General features: G+C 33.3%; 24 protein-coding genes and 2 tRNA genes. 18 read left to right on the top strand and 8 right to left on the bottom strand.

Annotation, left to right across the window (positions count from 1 at the left end; all coding sequences use genetic code 11):
* Positions 1 to 31: 31 nt before the first annotated feature.
* Entirely contained in the window at positions 32 to 1,597 is a 1,566-nt protein-coding gene (rny, locus tag NPX36_RS08975; protein WP_257498399.1) for a ribonuclease Y, read from the top strand.
* 49 nt (positions 1,598 to 1,646) lie between these two features.
* On the opposite strand, the gene NPX36_RS08970 is transcribed toward rny, so the two are convergent.
* Positions 1,647 to 1,913 carry a ferritin-like domain-containing protein gene (locus NPX36_RS08970; protein WP_257498398.1) on the bottom strand — a complete coding sequence of 89 codons (267 nt, stop codon included), beginning with the start codon at positions 1,911 to 1,913 and terminating at the stop codon, positions 1,647 to 1,649.
* Between the two features lie 14 nt (positions 1,914 to 1,927).
* On the bottom strand, positions 1,928 to 4,486 hold the full coding sequence (locus NPX36_RS08965; protein WP_257498397.1) for a T9SS type B sorting domain-containing protein: 2,559 nt from the start codon (positions 4,484 to 4,486) through the stop codon (positions 1,928 to 1,930).
* Between the two features lie 107 nt (positions 4,487 to 4,593).
* Here NPX36_RS08965 and NPX36_RS08960 point away from each other — a divergent pair, with 107 nt between their 5' ends.
* From NPX36_RS08960 to NPX36_RS08935, 6 genes are all read left to right on the top strand, one after another.
* Positions 4,594 to 4,965, top strand: a complete 372-nt coding sequence (locus NPX36_RS08960) for a helix-turn-helix domain-containing protein (RefSeq protein ID WP_257498396.1) — start codon at positions 4,594 to 4,596, stop codon at positions 4,963 to 4,965.
* Positions 4,966 to 5,039: 74 nt separating this feature from the next.
* Complete coding sequence (locus NPX36_RS08955; protein ID WP_257498395.1) at positions 5,040 to 5,795, top strand: SDR family oxidoreductase; 756 nt, start codon at positions 5,040 to 5,042, stop codon at positions 5,793 to 5,795.
* Positions 5,796 to 5,863: 68 nt separating this feature from the next.
* Positions 5,864 to 6,214, top strand: a complete 351-nt coding sequence (locus tag NPX36_RS08950; protein ID WP_257498394.1) for a DoxX family protein — start codon at positions 5,864 to 5,866, stop codon at positions 6,212 to 6,214.
* 1 nt (position 6,215) lies between these two features.
* Positions 6,216 to 6,644 carry a hypothetical protein gene (locus NPX36_RS08945; protein WP_257498393.1) on the top strand — a complete coding sequence of 143 codons (429 nt, stop codon included), beginning with the start codon at positions 6,216 to 6,218 and terminating at the stop codon, positions 6,642 to 6,644.
* Between the two features lie 231 nt (positions 6,645 to 6,875).
* On the top strand, positions 6,876 to 7,541 hold the full coding sequence (locus NPX36_RS08940; protein ID WP_257498392.1) for a potassium channel family protein: 666 nt from the start codon (positions 6,876 to 6,878) through the stop codon (positions 7,539 to 7,541).
* 49 nt (positions 7,542 to 7,590) lie between these two features.
* Complete coding sequence (locus tag NPX36_RS08935; protein ID WP_257498391.1) at positions 7,591 to 8,592, top strand: bestrophin family protein; 1,002 nt, start codon at positions 7,591 to 7,593, stop codon at positions 8,590 to 8,592.
* Between the two features lie 104 nt (positions 8,593 to 8,696).
* On the opposite strand, the gene NPX36_RS08930 is transcribed toward NPX36_RS08935, so the two are convergent.
* Genes NPX36_RS08930 through NPX36_RS08920 form a run of 3 tightly spaced genes read right to left on the bottom strand, consistent with a single transcriptional unit; the run spans position 8,697 to position 11,027 of the window.
* Positions 8,697 to 9,506 (bottom strand): hypothetical protein, encoded by an 810-nt coding sequence (locus tag NPX36_RS08930; RefSeq protein ID WP_257498390.1) that lies wholly within the window; start codon positions 9,504 to 9,506, stop codon positions 8,697 to 8,699.
* A gap of 2 nt (positions 9,507 to 9,508) precedes the next feature.
* Entirely contained in the window at positions 9,509 to 10,273 is a 765-nt protein-coding gene (locus NPX36_RS08925) for a hypothetical protein (protein ID WP_257498389.1), read from the bottom strand.
* Between the two features lie 4 nt (positions 10,274 to 10,277).
* The gene (locus tag NPX36_RS08920) at positions 10,278 to 11,027 is read right to left on the bottom strand and encodes a hypothetical protein (protein WP_257498388.1); all 750 of its coding nucleotides are present in this window, start codon (positions 11,025 to 11,027) and stop codon (positions 10,278 to 10,280) included.
* Positions 11,028 to 11,303: 276 nt separating this feature from the next.
* Here NPX36_RS08920 and NPX36_RS08915 point away from each other — a divergent pair, with 276 nt between their 5' ends.
* From NPX36_RS08915 to NPX36_RS08870, 10 genes are all read left to right on the top strand, one after another.
* A complete protein-coding gene (locus NPX36_RS08915) occupies positions 11,304 to 12,005 on the top strand; it encodes a hypothetical protein (protein ID WP_257498387.1) in 702 nt (233 codons plus the stop codon).
* A 130-nt stretch (positions 12,006 to 12,135) separates the two neighbouring features.
* Positions 12,136 to 12,615, top strand: a complete 480-nt coding sequence (locus NPX36_RS08910) for a hypothetical protein (protein WP_257498386.1) — start codon at positions 12,136 to 12,138, stop codon at positions 12,613 to 12,615.
* A 171-nt stretch (positions 12,616 to 12,786) separates the two neighbouring features.
* The gene (locus NPX36_RS08905) at positions 12,787 to 13,470 is read left to right on the top strand and encodes a hypothetical protein (RefSeq protein WP_257498385.1); all 684 of its coding nucleotides are present in this window, start codon (positions 12,787 to 12,789) and stop codon (positions 13,468 to 13,470) included.
* A 216-nt stretch (positions 13,471 to 13,686) separates the two neighbouring features.
* Positions 13,687 to 14,316, top strand: a complete 630-nt coding sequence (locus NPX36_RS08900; protein WP_257498384.1) for a hypothetical protein — start codon at positions 13,687 to 13,689, stop codon at positions 14,314 to 14,316.
* A gap of 23 nt (positions 14,317 to 14,339) precedes the next feature.
* Positions 14,340 to 14,939 (top strand): hypothetical protein, encoded by a 600-nt coding sequence (locus NPX36_RS08895; RefSeq protein WP_257498383.1) that lies wholly within the window; start codon positions 14,340 to 14,342, stop codon positions 14,937 to 14,939.
* Positions 14,936 to 15,289: a hypothetical protein gene (locus NPX36_RS08890; protein ID WP_257498382.1), complete on the top strand. Its 354-nt coding sequence runs from the start codon at positions 14,936 to 14,938 to the stop codon at positions 15,287 to 15,289. Before NPX36_RS08895 ends, NPX36_RS08890 begins: the two co-directional genes overlap by 4 nt.
* The gene (locus tag NPX36_RS08885; RefSeq protein WP_257498381.1) at positions 15,282 to 16,556 is read left to right on the top strand and encodes an energy transducer TonB; all 1,275 of its coding nucleotides are present in this window, start codon (positions 15,282 to 15,284) and stop codon (positions 16,554 to 16,556) included. Before NPX36_RS08890 ends, NPX36_RS08885 begins: the two co-directional genes overlap by 8 nt.
* Before the next feature lie 21 nt (positions 16,557 to 16,577).
* The gene (locus tag NPX36_RS08880; protein ID WP_257498380.1) at positions 16,578 to 17,069 is read left to right on the top strand and encodes a hypothetical protein; all 492 of its coding nucleotides are present in this window, start codon (positions 16,578 to 16,580) and stop codon (positions 17,067 to 17,069) included.
* Between the two features lie 12 nt (positions 17,070 to 17,081).
* Complete coding sequence (locus tag NPX36_RS08875; protein WP_257498379.1) at positions 17,082 to 17,927, top strand: hypothetical protein; 846 nt, start codon at positions 17,082 to 17,084, stop codon at positions 17,925 to 17,927.
* A gap of 4 nt (positions 17,928 to 17,931) precedes the next feature.
* The gene (locus NPX36_RS08870; RefSeq protein WP_257498378.1) at positions 17,932 to 18,948 is read left to right on the top strand and encodes a hypothetical protein; all 1,017 of its coding nucleotides are present in this window, start codon (positions 17,932 to 17,934) and stop codon (positions 18,946 to 18,948) included.
* Between the two features lie 53 nt (positions 18,949 to 19,001).
* Here NPX36_RS08870 and NPX36_RS08865 read toward each other — a convergent pair.
* Both NPX36_RS08865 and NPX36_RS08860 read right to left on the bottom strand, forming a co-directional pair.
* Positions 19,002 to 19,075: transfer RNA gene (locus tag NPX36_RS08865), tRNA-Arg, on the bottom strand.
* A 24-nt stretch (positions 19,076 to 19,099) separates the two neighbouring features.
* Positions 19,100 to 19,173 (bottom strand) — tRNA-Arg (locus tag NPX36_RS08860).
* A 61-nt stretch (positions 19,174 to 19,234) separates the two neighbouring features.
* Here NPX36_RS08860 and NPX36_RS08855 point away from each other — a divergent pair.
* Positions 19,235 to 19,855, top strand: a complete 621-nt coding sequence (locus NPX36_RS08855; RefSeq protein WP_257498377.1) for a hypothetical protein — start codon at positions 19,235 to 19,237, stop codon at positions 19,853 to 19,855.
* Here the strand turns inward: NPX36_RS08855 and NPX36_RS08850 are convergent.
* Entirely contained in the window at positions 19,852 to 20,268 is a 417-nt protein-coding gene (locus tag NPX36_RS08850) for a DoxX family protein (RefSeq protein ID WP_257498376.1), read from the bottom strand. The genes NPX36_RS08855 and NPX36_RS08850 overlap by 4 nt on opposite strands.
* Between the last annotated feature and the right edge of the window lie 56 nt (positions 20,269 to 20,324).

The following is a 20,324-nucleotide window of genomic DNA, read 5'->3' as shown; positions in this document are numbered from 1 at the left end:
TGGGCTTTTTTTATTAACTATTTACACATAAATGGAAACAACAATATTTATTATTAGTGCAATTATAGTTGGTGCCGTAATTGGTTTTGCAATAGCAAAATATCTTGAAAAGAACAATGCATCCTCTATAATAAAAAATGCGAAAAACGAAGCCAAGGGCATTTTAAAAGACGCTCGTGCCGAAGGAGAAACCATTAAAAAAGACAAAATCCTTCAAGCCAAAGAAAAGTTCATTGAATTAAAATCAGAACACGAACAAATCATTTTATCGCGCGATAAAAAAATAGCCGAAGCCGAAAAAAGAACACGCGATAAAGAATCACAAATTTCTAACGAATTAAATCGTGCTAAAAAAGCTGCCGATGAAAGCGAAAAAAGCATCAAAGAATACGAAGCCAAATTGCAATCGTTAGAAAAAAAACAAGAAGAAACAGAAAAACTACACCGCATTCAGGTTGAAAAATTGGAACAAATTGCCGGTTTAACAGCAGATGAAGCCCGATTGCAGTTAGTAGAAAGCTTGAAAGCCGAAGCAAAAACTCAGGCAATGGCATATATTCAAGACACGGTGGAAGAAGCCAAGATGACTGCTCAGCAAGAAGCTCGAAAAATCATTATCAATACCATTCAACGCGTTGGAACTGAAGAAGCAATTGAAAACTGTGTGTCGGTTTTCAATATAGAATCAGACGATGTGAAAGGACGTATTATTGGTCGTGAAGGTAGAAATATTCGGGCTTTAGAAGCTGCAACAGGTGTTGAAATCATTGTAGATGACACGCCCGAAGCAATTATCTTGTCATGTTTTGATCCGGTGAGAAGAGAAATTGCCCGATTGTCGCTACATCGTTTGGTGACAGATGGGCGTATTCACCCTGCACGAATTGAAGAAGTTGTTGCCAAGACAGCCAAACAGATCGATGAAGAAATTATTGAAACCGGAAAACGTACCGTTATTGATTTAGGTATTCATGGATTGCATCCAGAATTAATAAAAATGGTAGGCCGCATGAAATACCGTTCCTCTTACGGACAAAACCTATTGCACCACTCCCGCGAAGTTGCCAGACTGTGTGGATTAATGGCTGCTGAGTTGGGATTAAACGTAAAATTAGCTAAACGCGCTGGTTTATTACACGATATTGGTAAAGTGCCAGAAACAGAAAGCGATTTACCACACGCATTATTAGGTATGCAATTGGCAGAAAAGCACGGTGAAAAACCAGAAGTTTGTAATGCTATTGGTGCACACCACGACGAAATTGAAATGAATTCATTAATATCCCCAATCATTCAAGTATGTGATGCTATTTCTGGTGCGCGCCCAGGTGCTCGCCGACAAGTTTTAGATTCTTACATTCAACGCTTAAAAGACCTTGAAGATATTGCATATGGCTTTGGTGGAATTAAAAACGCATACGCAATTCAAGCTGGTAGAGAATTGCGCGTGATTGTAGATTGTGAAAAAGTATCCGACGAATTGGCTGCTAATTTATCTTTCCAAATTTCGCATAAAATTCAAACTGAAATGACCTATCCCGGACAAGTAAAAGTTACAGTAATTAGGGAAACAAGAGCAGTAAACATCGCTAAATAAGAATAAAAAAACAGAGCCGTTAAGCTCTGTTTTTTTTATGTTCTTAATCTTACTGCAAAGGATTTACATCATCTGCAATAGGAAAATCTTGCTGGGTGTCTCCAATAGCCTTGTTCAACTCAAACTTGGCAGTATTACTCATGTTTTCTCCTCCTGCAAGTTTCACTTTATCTAATAAATCCAACGCCAATTTCTCTTCTTCGCGTTGTTCAGCTACCAACCATTGCATGAAATTCCACAAAGCCCAATCCTCTTCATCCATGCTCATTTTAACCAATTTATAAATCGCAGTGGTGTTTTCAATTTCTTGTTTCAATATAGAATTACCTTTTACCTCACCTCTCTGATAACTTCTATATAGCCTGTTTTGTATGGATTATTCAGAATATATGCAGTATAAAAATAGGTACCTGATGGTAATATTCTATTATTGTTGTCTTGACCATACCATTCATTCGTATAATTATTTTTAGAATATACTTCTTGTCCATATCTATTAAAGATAACAATTCTACTCACAAAGAAGTACGACAAATCTAGGTAATCATTATCCCCATCACCATTAGGAGAAATTCCACGAGGAATATTAAATTCGGGAAGATCTGTATCCGAACATCTAGTACATACCGGGTTTGGATCAACTACATACTCAGAACTAACATCTACGCTGTTTGTAAAGACACCTTTATGATCTGCGGGTACTCTTAAACGAACCTTATACTCTACTACATCATTAGGGTTTAAAGCATTAATTATATCTATCAAATCTCCCGTTCCAGATTTGCCATTTCCACTCCAACTCATCTCTGTTGTGGCATGTGGCATTTCATCTTTCACAAGTACATTTAATGCTCGTTGTGGTCCTTTATTGGTTACTTTTATTGAATATTCTAAATAATCGTTTGGAATGTAAAGTTCTCTAAAATCATCTTTAACTGCATCAAGATCTGCAACTAATGCTTCTACTGTTGCTGTATCTTTATTATTTTTAGTATTTGTATCTTCAAAATCCCCAGCAACTGTTGAAGTATTTACATAATCACCTGAAGATCCAATAGTGCAATCTATTACTAAAGTTTGCGATTCATTGGGCGCTAATGAACCTATATTCCAAATACCAGTAGTATTGTTATAAACACCTTTTGTTGTAGTGGAATTAACATAAACTAAGCCTTGCGGCAGTATATCGGTGGCAATGGCGTTGGGTTCAGTAAAATGTGGATTTCGGTTTGTAACGGTTATTGTGAAAGTTACATCCAAATCTTTTTGATACGTGCGTTCTTTTACTACTTCCAGATCGGAACATGGTTCAATTTCTACATCTAAAGCTACAGATACGTTTGATAATCCGCAGTCGCGCATCACTTGTACAGAATAACTACCCGATTGGGTTACTTGAAGAGTGTTTTTTGTTGTTGTTTGATAATTTATTTCATCTTTATACCATACATATTGACTGTAACCATCCTCGGCTTCTAATGTTACACTGCAATCACTATTTCTTTTTGCAAACACGGGAGGATCAGCAGCTTCACCAAAAGAGGAGAAAAATGCCGACATTGAAAAGCCTCCACCTTGCTGCACCAAACTTGAGGTTAATGGCAACGTAGAAGTGATAATTAGATTGGCTGGATTATTTATTTGTACATTATCAAAAGTAATTAAATAAAAACCGGTGGTTCCAATAGGTACTCTCAAATTTCCTGTAAGCACTTCGATATTCTGTCCGTTCACAAAAACCGGAACCGTATTACTTTCAATAATGCAAAATCCATAGTAGGGTAAGTTTCCATTATTATAGTCTATAAACTTTTTGGTTTGGATATTCAATGATCCTGAGCAACCTCCAATAGGCAAAACAGTTGAAATATCGGTTTCACAATCAACAGCTGTTCCTGAGTAAACAATTATAGGTTGATCAGAAGTAATCATTGATGATGATAACAAATCTAATCCATTTCCATGGTAAAATGTATAGGAATCGCCAGTGTTTAAAAACATTGATAATGGTGCACCGGCTACAGTTCCGTTTGCATTGAAATTTTGAATGGTAACTATAGTATTGTTTTTTGAAGCTACAATTGTAGTTTGTTCCGAACCAAAACCTTGTTGTGACTGGGCGATTGTTGGTACGCTTCCTTCTCCCCGCACCACCATGTACTTAGTTCCTAATGATTGAAGAGGTGCAATTTGATCAAATGTTCCATCTTCGCCATCTTGACCTGCTGCTCCACAAATTTGCGGGGTATCTCCATAATTTCCAGTATTCATAACAAGGGGCTTATCTGCGTTTATCAAAGATCCCATAGGAGCGTTAAACAAATAGCTTTGTCCTTTATTCAGTGAAATAGTACTCGCAGGTAAATTAACCAATGTATTATCTTCTGTTGCCATAACTGAATATACGGGTGCTCCCATATTTAACCCTTGAACAGAATTTCGATAGTACCCTACCCTGAATTCCAACCCCAATCCTTCCGAACCAAAACTTACTAATGATGCATTGCCTTTTATATTAGCCACAGTACTTCCAACTGCATCTGAAGCAATATTCCTAACATTTACCATTACAGGATGTGTAGCCTCTATGATTAATCCTTTATCGTTTTCAATAATATTCAAATTGTTTTTAGGTGTAGTTGTGAAAGCACCCGTAAATATGTACGAAACTGGGTTGTTTTCAGTGACATTCAAAGTAGTAACCAAAGTACCATCACTCTTACTAACTTGTACTACCACATTTACATTGGGTTCTATAGTTCCTATAACAATTTCGTTGGCATTGTTCCAATATTGCCAAGGTGCTGGAGCTATATAATGTTGTTCATAGTATTGACCAAAGCACACGCTGGAAAACAACAACAAAATAAGAATATATATGTTTTTCATAAATTATTTTATATTTCAGCAAATATACAATGAGATGCAAAAAAATCAACATTTTTTTAATAAAAAAAACACTATTAATTAATAAATAAAAACACTAATTTTGCTGCATGACGAAATCTAAACAATTAAGCAGAAGCGATGAAATATCTGTTGATTATTTTCATTTCTTAGATCATCATATTAATGAAGTGGTGACTGGAAAAGCACTTTCATTTTTAGAACTTAATGAAATTGCTAGTGAATTAGCTATTTCTCACCAACATTTATCTGACACAATTCAAAAAAAATTTGGTCAACATCCTTGCTATTTTTATGATCATAAAATCATTGAAGTAGCAAAAAAAATGCTCCTAGAAACAAATTTATCCATTGCCGAAGTGGCAAGAAGGCTTACTTATGACCCTTCTAATTTTTCGAAATTTTTTAAAAAATTCACTGGCGAAACTCCTGGTAAATTCCGAAAAAAAACTGTTCCTTGAAAACTACCGAAAAGTTCACCATGATTTAAACATTTCTGTAACGGAACTTTGTAAAAATATTAAAAACAAAAATTATGTTACGAAACGATTTAAACGGAAAAATAGTACTAATTGCTGGTGGAGCTAAAAATTTAGGCGGATTATTGAGCCGAAATTTTGCGGCGAAAGGTGCAAAAGTAGCTATTCATTACAATAGCGACAGTACAAAAACCGATGCGGAACAAACTTTAAATGACATTAAGAACGCCGGCGGAGAAGCATTTTTATTTCAGGCAGACTTAACAAAGGTAGAGAATATATCAAAGTTATTCCTTGAAGCTAAACAGCAATTTGGCGGTATTGACATTGCCATCAATACTGTTGGAATGGTGCTTAAAAAACCTTTTTTAGATACTACCGAAGCTGATTACGACACCATGTTTGATATCAACTCTAAAGTGGCATACTTTTTCATCCAAGAAGCCGGTAAACATTTGAATGACAATGGTAAAATCAATACTATTTTAACTTCTTTATTGGCAGCCTATACTGGTTTGTATTCTACCTATGCTGGTGCTAAAGCTCCTGTTGAGCATTTCACACGAATGGCTTCTAAAGAATTTGGTCATCGCGGAATTTCGGTTTCGGCAGTTGCACCCGGACCAATGGACACACCTTTTTTCTATGGTCAAGAAGCACCTGAAGCTGTTGCCTATCACAAATCTGCTTCGGCTTTGGGCGGTTTAACAGATATTAAAGACATTGCTCCTTTAGTAGAATTTTTGGTAACTGATGGCTGGTGGATTACAGGGCAAACCATTTTTGCAAACGGTGGTTATACTACACGCTAATTTTAAAAAATAGTTTATATTTGCTGGGCAAGTAACTTGGTTATTTGCCCTTTTATTTAGAAAAAAATATGTTGCTAAAAATTTTAAACACCGGATTTATTTTTGGTGCTATCTTCATGGGCTTAAAGCAAGGTTATGCAATGCTTTCAGGCAAACCAGAAATGCTTAATATGTTCGCTAGATTTGGTTTTTCTAAAACAGCAGTGATGATTAACGGAGTTGTTACAATGCTTGCTGCCCTTTTAATTCTTTTTCCAAAAACATTTGTTTGGGGCAATTTTATAATGGCTACTGGCATTTTAATGATTATTTGTTTACAATTATTGAATAAGGATTTAAAAGGTGTGGCAGTTGAAATTCCTTTTTTATTATTGAATTTACTGATTATCTATTTGCAGCATCCTTTAAAATCAACTTAACATGAAAAATATATTTGCAATACTTGTTGCAACTTTGTCTATCGTTTCGTGTGCACAAAAAAAAGAGAATATTACACCTATTTTAAAATCAGAAACCAATACCATAATGGATTTAAACAAAATTACTAATGAAAATGTAAGAAAGGCTATCGAAGCTTTACAAAACAATGATAAAACAGCTTTTTACTCTTATTTTACCAAAGATGTTGTTTTTACAGATGACGGTAGAAAGTTAGACTTTCAATCATTTTTTGATAATGCTTTTCATCACAAAGAAAAATTTTTGTCGATTGATACAATAGAAAACAACGGGCAACTTATTAATGGAAATTTCTACGCTGGTCAATGGGGAACTTTTCGTGTATATTTTCACTTTCATGAAAACGAAAATAAAATGTTTAACCGACTAGATATTGGTCAAAAAAGATGATTCGTATGCTTTTATAGCAAATTGTGTATCATCACAATTCCAAATTTTTTTTATCGTTACTCATAGGAAAACATTCAAATTTAACTATTTGCAACTTTCATCTATTAAGGTTCTGCCATAAATTTACAACAGAAAAAACAAATAGCGATTAATCTGCCGTTAAAATTTATTATTTAACGCATTAATTTATCTTAAATAAATTATTTTTATCACTATTGATAAAAAACAAAAATGAAAACATTTTTACAAAAACGAAAATACGAACTGCTTCTTGCAGCACTTATTCAACATCTTTTTATTGGGATTGTGGTAGAAGATATTCCTTTTTATATAGAAGTGTTATGGCCGCTTAATATGGTGTTTTTAGGGTTGGCAAGTATTGGTGTGTTTATTGAAAAAGGCAAAGCAAAAAACTTCATAAAAAATGTTTTAACCATCTTGGTAATAGCTCTTCCCGTGCTGCTCCCCTTTTTTAAGGAAATCACATGGTTTATGAAGCTTTTAAATATTTGCTATGTAATTTTTTATTTTTTCATTTTTCTTGAGATTTTTAAGTTTTTAACAAAACCCAGCTATATCAATACAGATATCATCTCGGCATCGGCTTGCGGGCTTTTATTGCTGTTGGAAGCATTTGTATTTATGCTGCAGATTTTTGCATATACCGATCCAAATTCGTTCAAAGGTCTTGACTATAGCAGTCCGGCACACACGTTTATAGATTTGGTATATTTTTGCTCTATTACCCTAACCACAATAGGATATGGCGATATTACACCTAATTCGTATCAAACCAAACTCATCACATCGCTCATTGGTATCATTGGTCAATTTTATTCGGTTGTTTTGGTGGGAATTATAATTAGTAAATTTTCTAGTAAAACAAACACCCATTAATCATTCATTTCAAAAACAATACTTTTCAGTATCCTAATTATTAAAAAACATGAACGCAGGAAGAAGATTTAGCCCAACAGAGTTCATTATGTGGACCCGCAGAACCATTTACAAAGTTTTTATACTTTCTCTAATCCCCACATTGTGTTATTTTTTAGGCGCTCATTTTATATTGTTGCCTTGGCAGCCCATCACTATTTTAGGTACGGCCGTGGCTTTTATCGTTGGTTTTAAAAACAATGCCAGCTATGCCCGCTTGTGGGAAGCCCGACAAATTTACGGTGCCATTATCAACGACAGCCGTTCGTTTGCTTATTCGCTTCGAGATGCTTTGAATGGATCCAATAACGAGGTTAAAACGATTTTTTACAGACACTTTGCTTGGTTAACTGCCCTGCGTTTTCAACTACGTGATCCACGCACTTGGGAAAATATGACCGAAAAATCAAATGAAGAATATTTACAGTATTATGCAATACCCGAAAGAGTATCTAACATTGAAAACGAGTTAAAACCTTTTTTGTCAGCAGATGAATATTCATACATCTTACAAAAGAAAAACCGTGCCACACAACTTTCGGCTTTGCAGTCAAAACATTTGGCGCAATTGTACAAAGACGGTGCTATTAACGATTTTCAATGGAATTTACTGCAACAATCGCTAACAAAATTTACCGATCATCAAGGGAAAGCAGAGCGTATTAAGAATTTTCCGTACCCGCGTAACTTCAGTTCTATAACCACTTATCTACTGTTTTTGTTTGTGTTGTCTGTTCCGTTTGGTTTGCTGAATGAATTTGACAAACTAGGCACAAATACTATTATCGAAGGGTATTCGGTTTGGTTAAACGTACCTTTTTCAATGATTTTAACTTGGGTATTTATTACCTTAGATACCGTTGGCGAAAGTTCAATGAACCCTTTTGAAGGCAGTGCAAACGATGTTCCCATTACACAAATAAGCCGTACCATCGAAATTGATATGCGCGATATGTTAGATGAAGAAAATCTTCCACCAGCAATTACTCCGACGAATAATATTGTTTTATAAAGAAACTTTCGATACCGTAAAATTAAAAAAACAAAACCACATAGATTTAAACTATTTACGTTTTACTCTATGTGGTTTTTAGTATTTTTAGAATACACATTATTTTAAAAATCGCCCATAAACCTTAGTGTAATGTTTGACTTTGCATTTGGATCAGGAATTATGATATGTCCTGCAGGGTCATCTTGGGCATCTCTGTAAGACCGAATAATTTTCATAGATAATCGATCGTTTGCATCAAGTTTTAAAACACCAGCTGCATTGATTGCAATAGTAAAAAAACCAATTGGATAGGCCTTGGTGCCTTCTATATTAAAGTTTGCACTATTATCTATCGAAGCATCTACTCCATTCACATAGATTTTCATATCTAGTTGATCTCTTTTATTTTGAGTTGTTCCGCTGTTTTTTCTAATAAATGATGCTGCCTGAACGTGGAAATACCCTGACTTTTTTACTACCAACTCCCCTGCTGCGTTTAGTTCAAAACTTGGGGTGTCGTTGGTGTTTATCTCATCAAATTCAAGTGTTCTGTCGTTTGTTGCTACATCTTCTGTCATGTTTCCTTCCTTAAACGTGCTTTTTGTAGAAACATAGGTTATCGATTTATTGTTTGTAACATTGCTAAGCGATAAAAACGGGTTCCATTGCACGCCGTCCCACCAATAAAAACCTCTTTGTGTGCTGTCTGCAACATTTAAAAAAACCAACAAGCCTTTTTCTTTGGTATCGGTAGTGTTTAAAACACTTACTCGTGGGATAATGATACCCGATGTGTTGGATGGATTTGCTTGATTTGCAGCGACAATGTCTAGTGTGGCTTGGGGTGTGTTTTTATTAATACCTATTTGAGCAAAAGATAAATTTGTGTGAGCAAACATTGTAGCTATTAAAATTAAAACGCTTTTTTTCATACTTAATCTAAATTTATCATTGTTAAGGTATATGGTGTATTAACACTAACGGTATTAGGAATTGTTGTACTGCCGCGCGTTGTACGAATTGTTAACACATCGTCTTTGGTTAAATTTACAATAGCAGCAATATAAAACGTAGCTGATCTTCCATCAATAGATCCGCCTGGAGCAGAATCAACAGAAGTTAAAGTTCCCACAGTTCCGTTGATCAAAATATCTGTAGTATATTGACTGGCTTGGTTACTTGCTGTTTTATAAATACCTCCTGTAAAAATGAGATAATATTTTGCTGTTTTCCCTACTTTTAAACCTCCGTTTGTTGTTAATGAAAAACTGGGGTCTAAACTATTAATAATTGTTAATGGAATAAACCTTGAATCTGTACCTGTTCCTGTGATATTATTAGGTGTAAAGGCATTTCCGCTTACAATGGTTTTGGAAGTGTCTAAACCAATGGTTTTAAAATCTACAATATATTCCCAGCTATTGGTTGCTGCATCCCAATAATAAAACCCTTCTAAATTAGAATCGGTTGTATTTCGCAGAAATATTAACATGGCATTTTGATCGTTCGTTGGGTTTATTGCCGGAAAACGGTCTAAAACCGGTATTCCTAACCCCGCGCTTGATTTTGGTGTTACCGCATTTTGAGGTTCAATATGCAATGCTGCTTTGGGAGTTTGTGTCCCAACACCTGTAAGTGTTTGTGCTTTTACAATTAGTGTAGCCAAAAGTAAAGCGGAAGTGAAATATACTTTTTTCATAAAACTAATTTTGTATAAAGTACAAGGTTAAATTATTAATACCGAAAGCCTCATAATTGCTTAAGGTTGTCACCGTTGACCCTACATTTGATTTGTTAACACTTGCGGTGATCTTATCGCCTGCATTTAATCTTTTCAGAAAACTAAAAGATGCGCTGGTTGACGATACCTCTTCTGCGGCAATTGATGTTTGAACTGCTGAGGCTGCCGTGCCATTCACTAAGATTGTATAAGTGAAATTTGCCTGCTCATTGACTCCTAATGGTTTTTTAGTATTTGCTGTAAAAGAAATAAGGTACAAACCGTTTTTACCCACTGTAACCTCGTTATTATTTACCGAAAAACCATCAGTAGATGCTTTTAAAAAACGTGAAAAGTTTATAGTTCTCTGGGGAGAAGCTCCTGTATAACCCTGTCCGTCAAAGGCATATATCGTTTCATCTAAATCTCTGTTTAGCACTTTTGTAAATGGTATCCAATTGGATCCATCCCAATAATAAAACTCGTCGTTTAAAGTGGCATTACCTGATAAATAAACCAACTGTCCCAATCTTGTGGGGTTTGTAACCGGAAAATTTTGAACTCTGGGTACCAAAATTCCATCTTGCCCCGTGGGGTTTGTTATAGACGAAGGCTCTATATGCAGATTGGCCTTTGCATTTTTTGTGACTATTCCCGATTGAGAAAAGGCAGAAAAACTGCTGAATAAAGCACTATATAGTAGTACATGCGTTATAGATATATAATATTTCATAACAACTTCATTAATTTGTGTATCATTTTTTACAAAAAGAACAATTGCTATATGCTCTATTAAATATTAATTGGTAATAATGTTCCCTAAAACATTATAAAAGCATATATCAAAAGCAAAATTAAACTTTATTACCGTAAACTCTAGCATAATAAACATAGTATTTTGTTTATATGTAGAACAAGTTCTACATCACACTTATTAAAATTTGATATTTTTATAACTCAATTAGTTGGATTGCTCGTACTTGAAAAAGGAATTTAAAAATTTTGAAAAGTGAAAAATTGGTGTTGTATATGTATTGTTCTTAACTTTCTAATTGCTCAGAATATATCTGGTCAATCACGGAAAGCGGATACTTTATTCCTTAAAAAAGACACTCACTACGGAAGCCAGCAATCGGTTTTTATCGAAAAAAATAAAAATAGCGTATTTTATAATTATATTCTCGATTTTGAATTTGATGAGTTTGACAAACAGCATTTTCAATGGTCGCTTGATTATTTAATGAAAAACAAAATCTCGTTAACAAAACAAAAAAATATACTTCCTTCAAACAAATGGATTCAGATTAAGTTTTTAAATAACGATTTCTATGCCTATCATCCGTGCGACTTTTTCACATTTTTTCAATCATCAGTCACAGACTCAACTTATCTTGAAATAACGGGCGAAGGTCCGGTTGCGAACAAAATTCTCAGTCAAAGAAAAATAAATCAATCAACTTTTGAGTTGAAAACCACTGGAATGTATCAACAAAACAGAACAATAAAAATATATCTCTTAAATCAAGATAAGGGAATTGCTGTTTTTGAAAAACATTTAAATGACGGTTCTCAATTTCGGTATTTAATGGCTGAATCAAACAAAATAAAAAAATTGCCCTTCATAGTAAATCGCTGTGATAATTACAAACAAGAGGAATTTGAATTTGAAGAACCAGATTTTGATCTGTTAATAAAAAACACAACCCAATGAAAAGTAAACTATTACTATTGCTGTTTTTTTGCATTGTAAATATTATATATGTACAAAAAAGTACCGACTTGCAAGAACGTGCATTAAACGGAAAAATAATTTTCTGAAAAACATATAAAACACAAAACTTATGCAAAAAATTCCACATCTATTAATATTGAGTTCCATTTTATGCTTTTCTCAAAATGAAAATAAAAATTTTGGGCAAAAAAAACAATGGGAATTCAGAGCAGGTTTGGGTGTACAAAAATCGTTGTTTACAGAAGCGGGAATTGCCTATCACAAAGCTAATTATTCTGATGTAGGTTTTTATTCACAGAGTTTTTATTCGGCTGTTGAATATTCATTTTCTGGCAATATTTATGCAATAAAAGCGGGCTATGAAATCAATACTATGATGATTGCAACAGCTTTAGAAACAAAATATCAAACCAATTTCTGTCAAAATGATTTTGTTATAACACCAAAAATTGGCGTAGGTTTGTTCGGAGATATGATGCTTTATTACGGTTACAATATTTCTACCAATCACAATCCCTTTCAGAATATGGGGAGACATCAATTTTCTTTGATTGCCAATATTGGCAAAGGATTTTTGAAATATCATTAAAAAACACAAACCCAATGATTATAAATTAGAAATCATTACCCAAGACAACAAAAAAATTGAGTGCAAAACCAATCGAGTATTTAGACTAGATACATTTACCAATCGATGTTTTCAGCTGTCGCGGGGATTATTAATTTAAAGTTGAATACATTCCAAAAAACTTCAAATCCTATGCAACTAAAATATATTTTTCTCCCATTGTTGTTACTTGTTTTTAATTTGAACATTTACGGTCAGCGAAAAGAATTGGTCGTAAATAATCAAAAATTTCTGATTGAAGTTCTAAAAAGCAATACTTCTGATGGCTTTGGACAAGAAACGATTCATTTTTATAGAGGAAACAAACAACTTCTTACACACACCGCATACAAAGAAGAAGGAGATTGCAGCTCAGTGAGTGTTGAATTGGGAACTTATAAAACTACCGCAAACGCTATTATTTTTTATTCTTATTGGGCAACTGCAGACAGAATGCCCTCTTTTGTAGTTCCTTTTGGTTTTAGAAAACAAATCTATTCCGTTGACAAAAATGGAAAACTCGCATTGGTAAAATCCGAAATTTACATTGAAGATTACCTCCAAAAAAATGCTAAAAATGCAAACTTTTACAAAGAAAATGAAGAATGGAAACATCTTGGATTAGCATTTCTACACGAAAAAGCCAAAACTACTTTTCAGCAGAAAGCATTGAAAAATTACATACAAAATATAGAAGAAAAATACCATTCTGAATTTGTTTTAGGTAAAGAAAAAAAATCCCTCGAAACAGAAGTAAGACAGGCATTGAAAAAAGAAATTGCAGAAAAGACAAGCGATTGGATTTCAGGAGAAATTTATGGAAATGTGAAAAAATAGCACCATTTTTTATTAAAAAATAATTAAAAATTAAGACATTATACACAAATGAACATCACTTTAAACTACACTTACACTCAAGAACAGCTCAAAAGAGCCATATGTTAAAAATTTAAAGACCTGCACGAATCGTAAACCAAACCCTGCAAATTGTAAATGACTTTCTGTTTTAAGAATTTTGTTTCTAAATTTGAGAGAGTTATAAAAAACATTAAAATGTCAAAATTAAAACTACTTTTCATACTAGCGACAATTCATATTTCATTTGGAGTATTTTCGCAAATTTTAATTCCAAATAATTACAAAGTTTTGGAAAAAAGTCCTGCCAATGGTAGAAATATGGAAAAAATTTCGATCGATTTGGATCAAGACAACCAAAAAGACATCGCATTGATTGTGCAAAATACATCCGAATTTGCAGATTATAAACTCCTTATTTTTCTGACCCGTTTGAACAAAACTTTTCAACTAAAACTTATCAACGAACACGATATGAATATCTATCCTGTTCAAATGAAATCCAAAAAAAATGTGCTGGAAGTGGGTTATTTTCTTGACGGAACCGCTACTTTCGGAAGATTTTTCAAGTTAAGGTTTGATGAAAAAAAATTAAAAATGAGAGTTATTGGTTACGACAGTGGTTATAAAATTGGAATGGCAGAACATTGCGATAAATCCTTTAATTTACTTACAGGAGATTATGTGGTGAAAAATCAAAAATCAATCCCCAAAAACCACATCAAAATCTTTAAAGGAAAGAAAAATTACCCGCCAATTTACCTTGAAGACATCAATATTAAAACTTTAGAAAAACTAGATAAAATAGGGAGCGAATTCGAGCTTTAATGAAATTTTATAAAACACAAACAATGAAAAACATATTATCAATACTCATCATCATTTTAGCTTTACAAAGCAGTTTTGCCCAAAAACTCATCAAAGACATTGACTTTGATGGCAAAAAAGATTCTGTCTATATGGATGACAAAGAATCGCGGATTGTGTGCAGATTATCCACTCAAAATTTCAAAAAAATAAAAAGCCAGCCAATCGAGATTTTAAACGAAATGTCGGGAATAATTGATGCTAAAAATGGATTTGTTTTTTTTAATGATTGGATGCGGGCTGGCTACAAAAACCATTTTCGTTACAATAAAAAAACTAAAAAAATACAGTTAATAGGTATGAGTCGATATGAGTTTGGAAACGCAGTCAATGACGGTAGTGGTGAGTCGAGCGTGAATCTGTTAACCAGCGATTATATTGGTAATTGGAATTACTTTGATGACCTAGCTAATAATGAAGAAGGCGAATTAGTAAAATTACCAACCATAAAAACCAAAATGAAATTTCAGGAAATTAATTTAGAAGATTTTAGCGAAGACACTTATTTTGGATTTTCTGAAAGATGCTCAAAATTATATTATCAACAAAAAGAAAAGATTCAGAAAATGAAATTAAAACAATGAAAAAAATAATAGCCCTGTCATTATCAATCAGCACCATCATTATTAGCGGTTGGCTTATTCTGAAAAACATAGACCATTTAGATATTGCTTCAAACAAAATCGACAGCTATATAATATGGGAAAAGAAAAAAATAGATGAAAGAATCGATATAGATTTTTGTGAGAAACAACTGCTGAAAAACAATTTAGATTGCAGACGAAAAAACGACAGAATAGAATCTGAAATCGCTTTTCAAACACAATTTTTTGCACTTATAATAATTATTATTCAGTTAATCTTGCTGGTTTTTATATTAATGAGCCCAACCAAGTTAAAAAATCATAACCCATCAATACAAATCGATGAATAAACTTAAAAACAAATTTCTTCTTGCAGTCGCATTGTTTTTGACTACAAATATTGCATTTTCTCAAACTAAAAACGTGGACACATTGCAATTGGTTATTTCAAAAGGTTTAAAAGTATTTATACAAAAAGTTGAAATAACAGAATACAATTCTTATTTTTATAATGAAGTGAAGTTGAATAATGGATCATATAAAATCAACAATAAAAGTCAAGAAGCAGATTTTATTGTAGAAAATAACCTGATTTCTGGAACTGTTACAACATTCGAAAACTTTAAAAAAGGGCAACATAAAGAAGGTGATAATTTTAAAACAGAGTATAAATTAAGTAAATCTTTGGTTACAGAATACACCGTGTTTGCCGATGATAAATTATTCGTAAAAGCTTATCGTAAAGACAATCAAATTTTCGTGAAAGAATTTTACAAAACCGGAGAAGTTGAAAATGAATCTCAACTATCTGTAGCTCCAGATAAAACGTATGGTTTATCCATTACAAAAAGTTATGATAAAGATGGGAAAATATATCAAATAAATGATGAAATCACAGAAACCATTACCGAATTTTACGAAAACGGAAACAAAAAAAGGGTAATGGGAAAAACCGAAACCATTTATTACAATAAAAACGAAATCATTACACGCAAAACAAATTTCAAAACAAAACCTTTTTATGATGATGAATTTGTCAACGGAAAGCTTCATTCCCGCTCATACAAAAATGACCAAAACGAAGAAGTAAAAGAATATTTTAAAAACGAAAGAAAAGAAAAAAAAGAAATTACGAAAATCATAAACGGAGAAAAAATAACATTTGTGTATGACAAATTGGGGAAACTAATTGATAAATATCCTTATTTCATTCAAGATCTAAAAACTTCAGGAATCGTCCCTGGTCAAAAAGCAATTGTAACCGCCGAACAACTTCCTAATCCGCCATCTGTAGCAACTGAAAAATTAACAGAACCCGAAACAATTCCAGCCAATTTTGCAGGCGGATACAAGGCCTATCATCAATATATTATTGATCAATTTGATACTTCTGTAACAGAAACTGAAGGATTAGTTAAGTTTGAACTTGATTTAACTATTGATATAGACGGAACGGTTTCTCTTGAAAATCAAAATCAAAAAATTTACTCCGACAAATATCTATCCGATGAAATGAAACGTGTTTTAAAAAAATCACCCAAATGGAATCCTGCCACACAAAATGGAATTCCTGTGAAATCCTCGGTAAAATTTCCTTTAAGAATTAACATTCAATAAAAAATTTTAAATAGATCCAAAATGAAAATAAACAAAATGATTATTGCTGCAACCATTGCTTTGGCATCACAAGTGCATGCACAAGACAACATTTTTGAAAATGCAACGTGGAAAATTGAATCAATTGCAGACGATGGCACTGCAACGCTTATAAAAACCAAAAAATTAAACCTATTTGAAGATCAAGCTACTTTTCATTTTTTGCATTTTAGTGATGAACGCAGTTACACAACTGGGAACAACTGCTTTGGAATGACTGGTATTTATCAAATATACGAAAACGAAACCATTGAATTTTCCGAAGGCACCTCTGGAATGGCATCAGATTGTGAAGAGCCTAAAAGTTTATTGGGATATTATATGCTTACTGTTGATAACAATACGGTAACCCTCACTCCTTTTGCTGCACCAAATTACGAAGAGCCTTATCCAGGAGAAGCCCAAATTGCTGTTGATGCTGCTGTGGAAGAAGCAAAGCGTGCGAAAGAAGCTGCAAAGAAAAAAAACAATTAATCCCTTAAAACAATGAAAACACGCCTATTTGCTCCCTTATTTTTTTGTGTATTGGTATTTGCTTGCAGCAATCAATCGACCAATAAAAATTCTCATTCACCAAATGAATTAGACGAAGAAAAAACACCTCAAAAACAAAATAACACATTTTTTTCTGATGCCAAAACAATTCATGTTTTCGTGGCTTTGTGCGACAATAAATTTCAAGGAATTGTGCCTGTGCCTCAAAAAATAGGAAACGGGCAAGACCCAGACAACAATTTGTATTGGGGTTGTGCCTTTGGGGTGCGTAGCTATTTTAAAAAAAGTACTGATTGGAAATTTTTGGAAAGCCGAACCTTTAACTCTGAAAAATTAGAACGAATTATTTTTAAACACACCACAAAAAACTACTATTTGGTAGCCGATGCTTACAACGGTAAATTCATTAAACAAACTACAGTGGATTTTTTGAACAGTAGTTGTGGTAAAATAAAAGACACTTTAAAAATAGGCAAAACCACAATTGGCATAGAAGGCAATGCAGACCTTTTGGCATATGTTGGACACGACGGTTTAATGGATTTTGAAATTAAAGATACTTTCGAAAACACTGATAACATAAAACGCAACACAATTATTTTGGCATGTTACAGCAAAAATTATTTCTCGCAGCATCTCATGCAAGCAAACATTAACCCGTTGGTTTGGAGCACCCATTTAATGAGCCCAGAAGCTTATACATTGCACGATGCATTGACCGGATATATTAAAGGTGAAACCAATGCCGAAATAAGAACCCGAGCTGCAAAAGCCTACGCAAAATATCAAAAATGCAGTGAAAAAGCTGCAAAAAATCTTTTAGTAACTGGTTGGTAAAATAATGAAGAAAATAATCGTACTCTTGTTTCTTTTCCCATCGATACTTTTCGCAAATATGGCGAAACCTTGGGTAGATGGTTCTATGCATTCTGTATTATTTGGAGCAGCCAATGCAACCGTGAAAAATGAAATTATTGATATTCGTTTGGTTCGGGATTCAATCGAGGAAACCTATTTTGCAAATTTCTCCATTAAATACCGGATTTTATCCGAACAAAAGCAAAAACTTCCGCTATTGTTCATTGCTATTGATCTTTACGATAAAAAGTATATCAAAGTAAATAATCAATCGACAGTGATTCTGCCATTAGATTTTGAAAAAAACACTTATCCATTCTTTAAAAAAAATGAAAAAGGAACATTCATTATGTATGATAAATACAATGAAGTACCTGTAAATCAAAATGATGTAATTTATTTTTCTGCCGATTTAGAAAAAGGTGAAAACGTAATTGAAGTACGATATGATGCTTCCTTACAGTATAACACTTACGGATTTGTAACCACTTATGAATTGCTCTATTCCCTTTCTCCATCAAAGTTTTGGAAATCTTTTGGCGATATTGAAGTAAATCTGATTTTGGATGAAAATTTGGAATTCATAAAATCGAATTTGGGAGCAGAAAAAACAGAAAACAAAATTTTACACTGGAATATTTCACCAAAAAATCATGAAAATATAGCGATTTCGATTACTGAAAAAACATCATTTCTTTCAAAAATTTTGTTGTTTTTACAACCTTTAGGAATCTCGATTTTAGCCTTAATCGGCATGCTGTTTCTACACTTTAAATGGATGAAATTCAATCCAACAAGAAACACGCTATTTTTCGGGCTAATTATTTTCCCCATATTGTTTTTTGTGGTTTATTTTCTGTCGTTTCATTTAATAGATTTCAGTCTGAGTAAAACAAACACCAAACACGGTTATACATTTTTTATTGTAATAATCTATCCAATTGTACTGCTACTTTATGGATTATTTGCGTGGGGCTGTTATAAAATAATACGGAAATAGAAATTATTTAAAAAACAATAAAAAAAGCAACCCTTTTTGAAGAGTTGCTTTTGTGACGATGGCAGGATTCAAACCTGCAACCTTCTGAGCCGTAATCAGATGCGCTATTCAGTTGCGCCACATCGCCATGATGTTTTTAATTATTTTTTTGTGACGATGGCAGGATTCAAACCTGCAACCTTCTGAGCCGTAATCAGATGCGCTATTCAGTTGCGCCACATCGCCTTGTTCTGTTTTTGAACGGTGCAAATATAGGGCGTTTTATTCTAAAACACCAAATATTTTAATGTTTTTTACAAAAAAAACACTTTCAAAACAGATAAGTTATTTGTTTTTAATGTCTTGTAATTCTAAAAAAATAAACTTGCTTGGTTATAAAACTTCAAATACCTTTGAACGTTTATTCAAAATTAGCTGTATTTTGTTTTCGTATTTGCAATTTTTATTACAATCTACCAATCAGCATGGCGTTCATTCGCCTTTTGTTTACAATTACATTACTAAAGGTTTGTATGAGGTTAAAAAAGATGCCAACATATCCAATAAAACCAATCAATGGTTATTGCAATCAATACAATACTTTAAACCATCTAAAATTTGTTTTTTAGATGAAGGTTTGTCAGTAGTGGCGTGCAAAGTAAATACAAATGATAATGTGGAATTACCCGAAGCAGATTTAATTTTAGATCGCTATGAAGCTAAAAATCACGCACGCATACTTCAAACAATAGAAAACATGAACAATTCTCAACTTTTGTTGATTGCTTCGTACAAAAAATATCCAAAATCTTTCTTTGATGCATTACGGCAAAACCCCAAGATTACTCTGGTTATCGATTTTTATTACGGCTGCTTGGTTTCAAAACGAACCGAACAACCGAAACAAAATTTTTTTATTAGGTATTAAAAATAGGTTCGCTTCTCCATTCGGGCATCAATACTGTTATCCCCGGGACCTGCAATCATTAAAAACACAAAACCTATTAGATATAAAAAGCTCATTTCTGCTTCACCAAATATTTGCCAACCGTGCACAGTTGTTGCTACCAACATAGTTATTATAAGCGGAATCAGTGCCCATCGAGTGTATAATCCAAAAATTAATAATATCGAACATAAAATTTCAGCAATAATTGCCAAAATTAATGATACATGCGACCCCAACCCTAAAATACTTAGAAATTGGGTTTTCAGCGTTTCAAAGTGAACAATCTTAATCCAACCGTGATTACTAATCATTAATCCTCCTAAACAAAGGCGTAACAATAACAAACCAAAACTCAAAAGTTTAGGAGCTGTTTTTGTAGCACTAAATTTCATACTTTTCCTGCAATTTTTATGTTTGCTGAAGTTACTTTGCGCTATTTTAAACCAGC

It is taken from the genome of Paenimyroides aestuarii (assembly GCF_024628805.1).
GTDB classification, from domain to species: Bacteria; Bacteroidota; Bacteroidia; order Flavobacteriales; family Flavobacteriaceae; genus Flavobacterium; species Flavobacterium aestuarii_A.
Note: the sequence above shows the minus strand (reverse complement) of the source record. Positions and strands in the feature narration are given on the sequence as shown.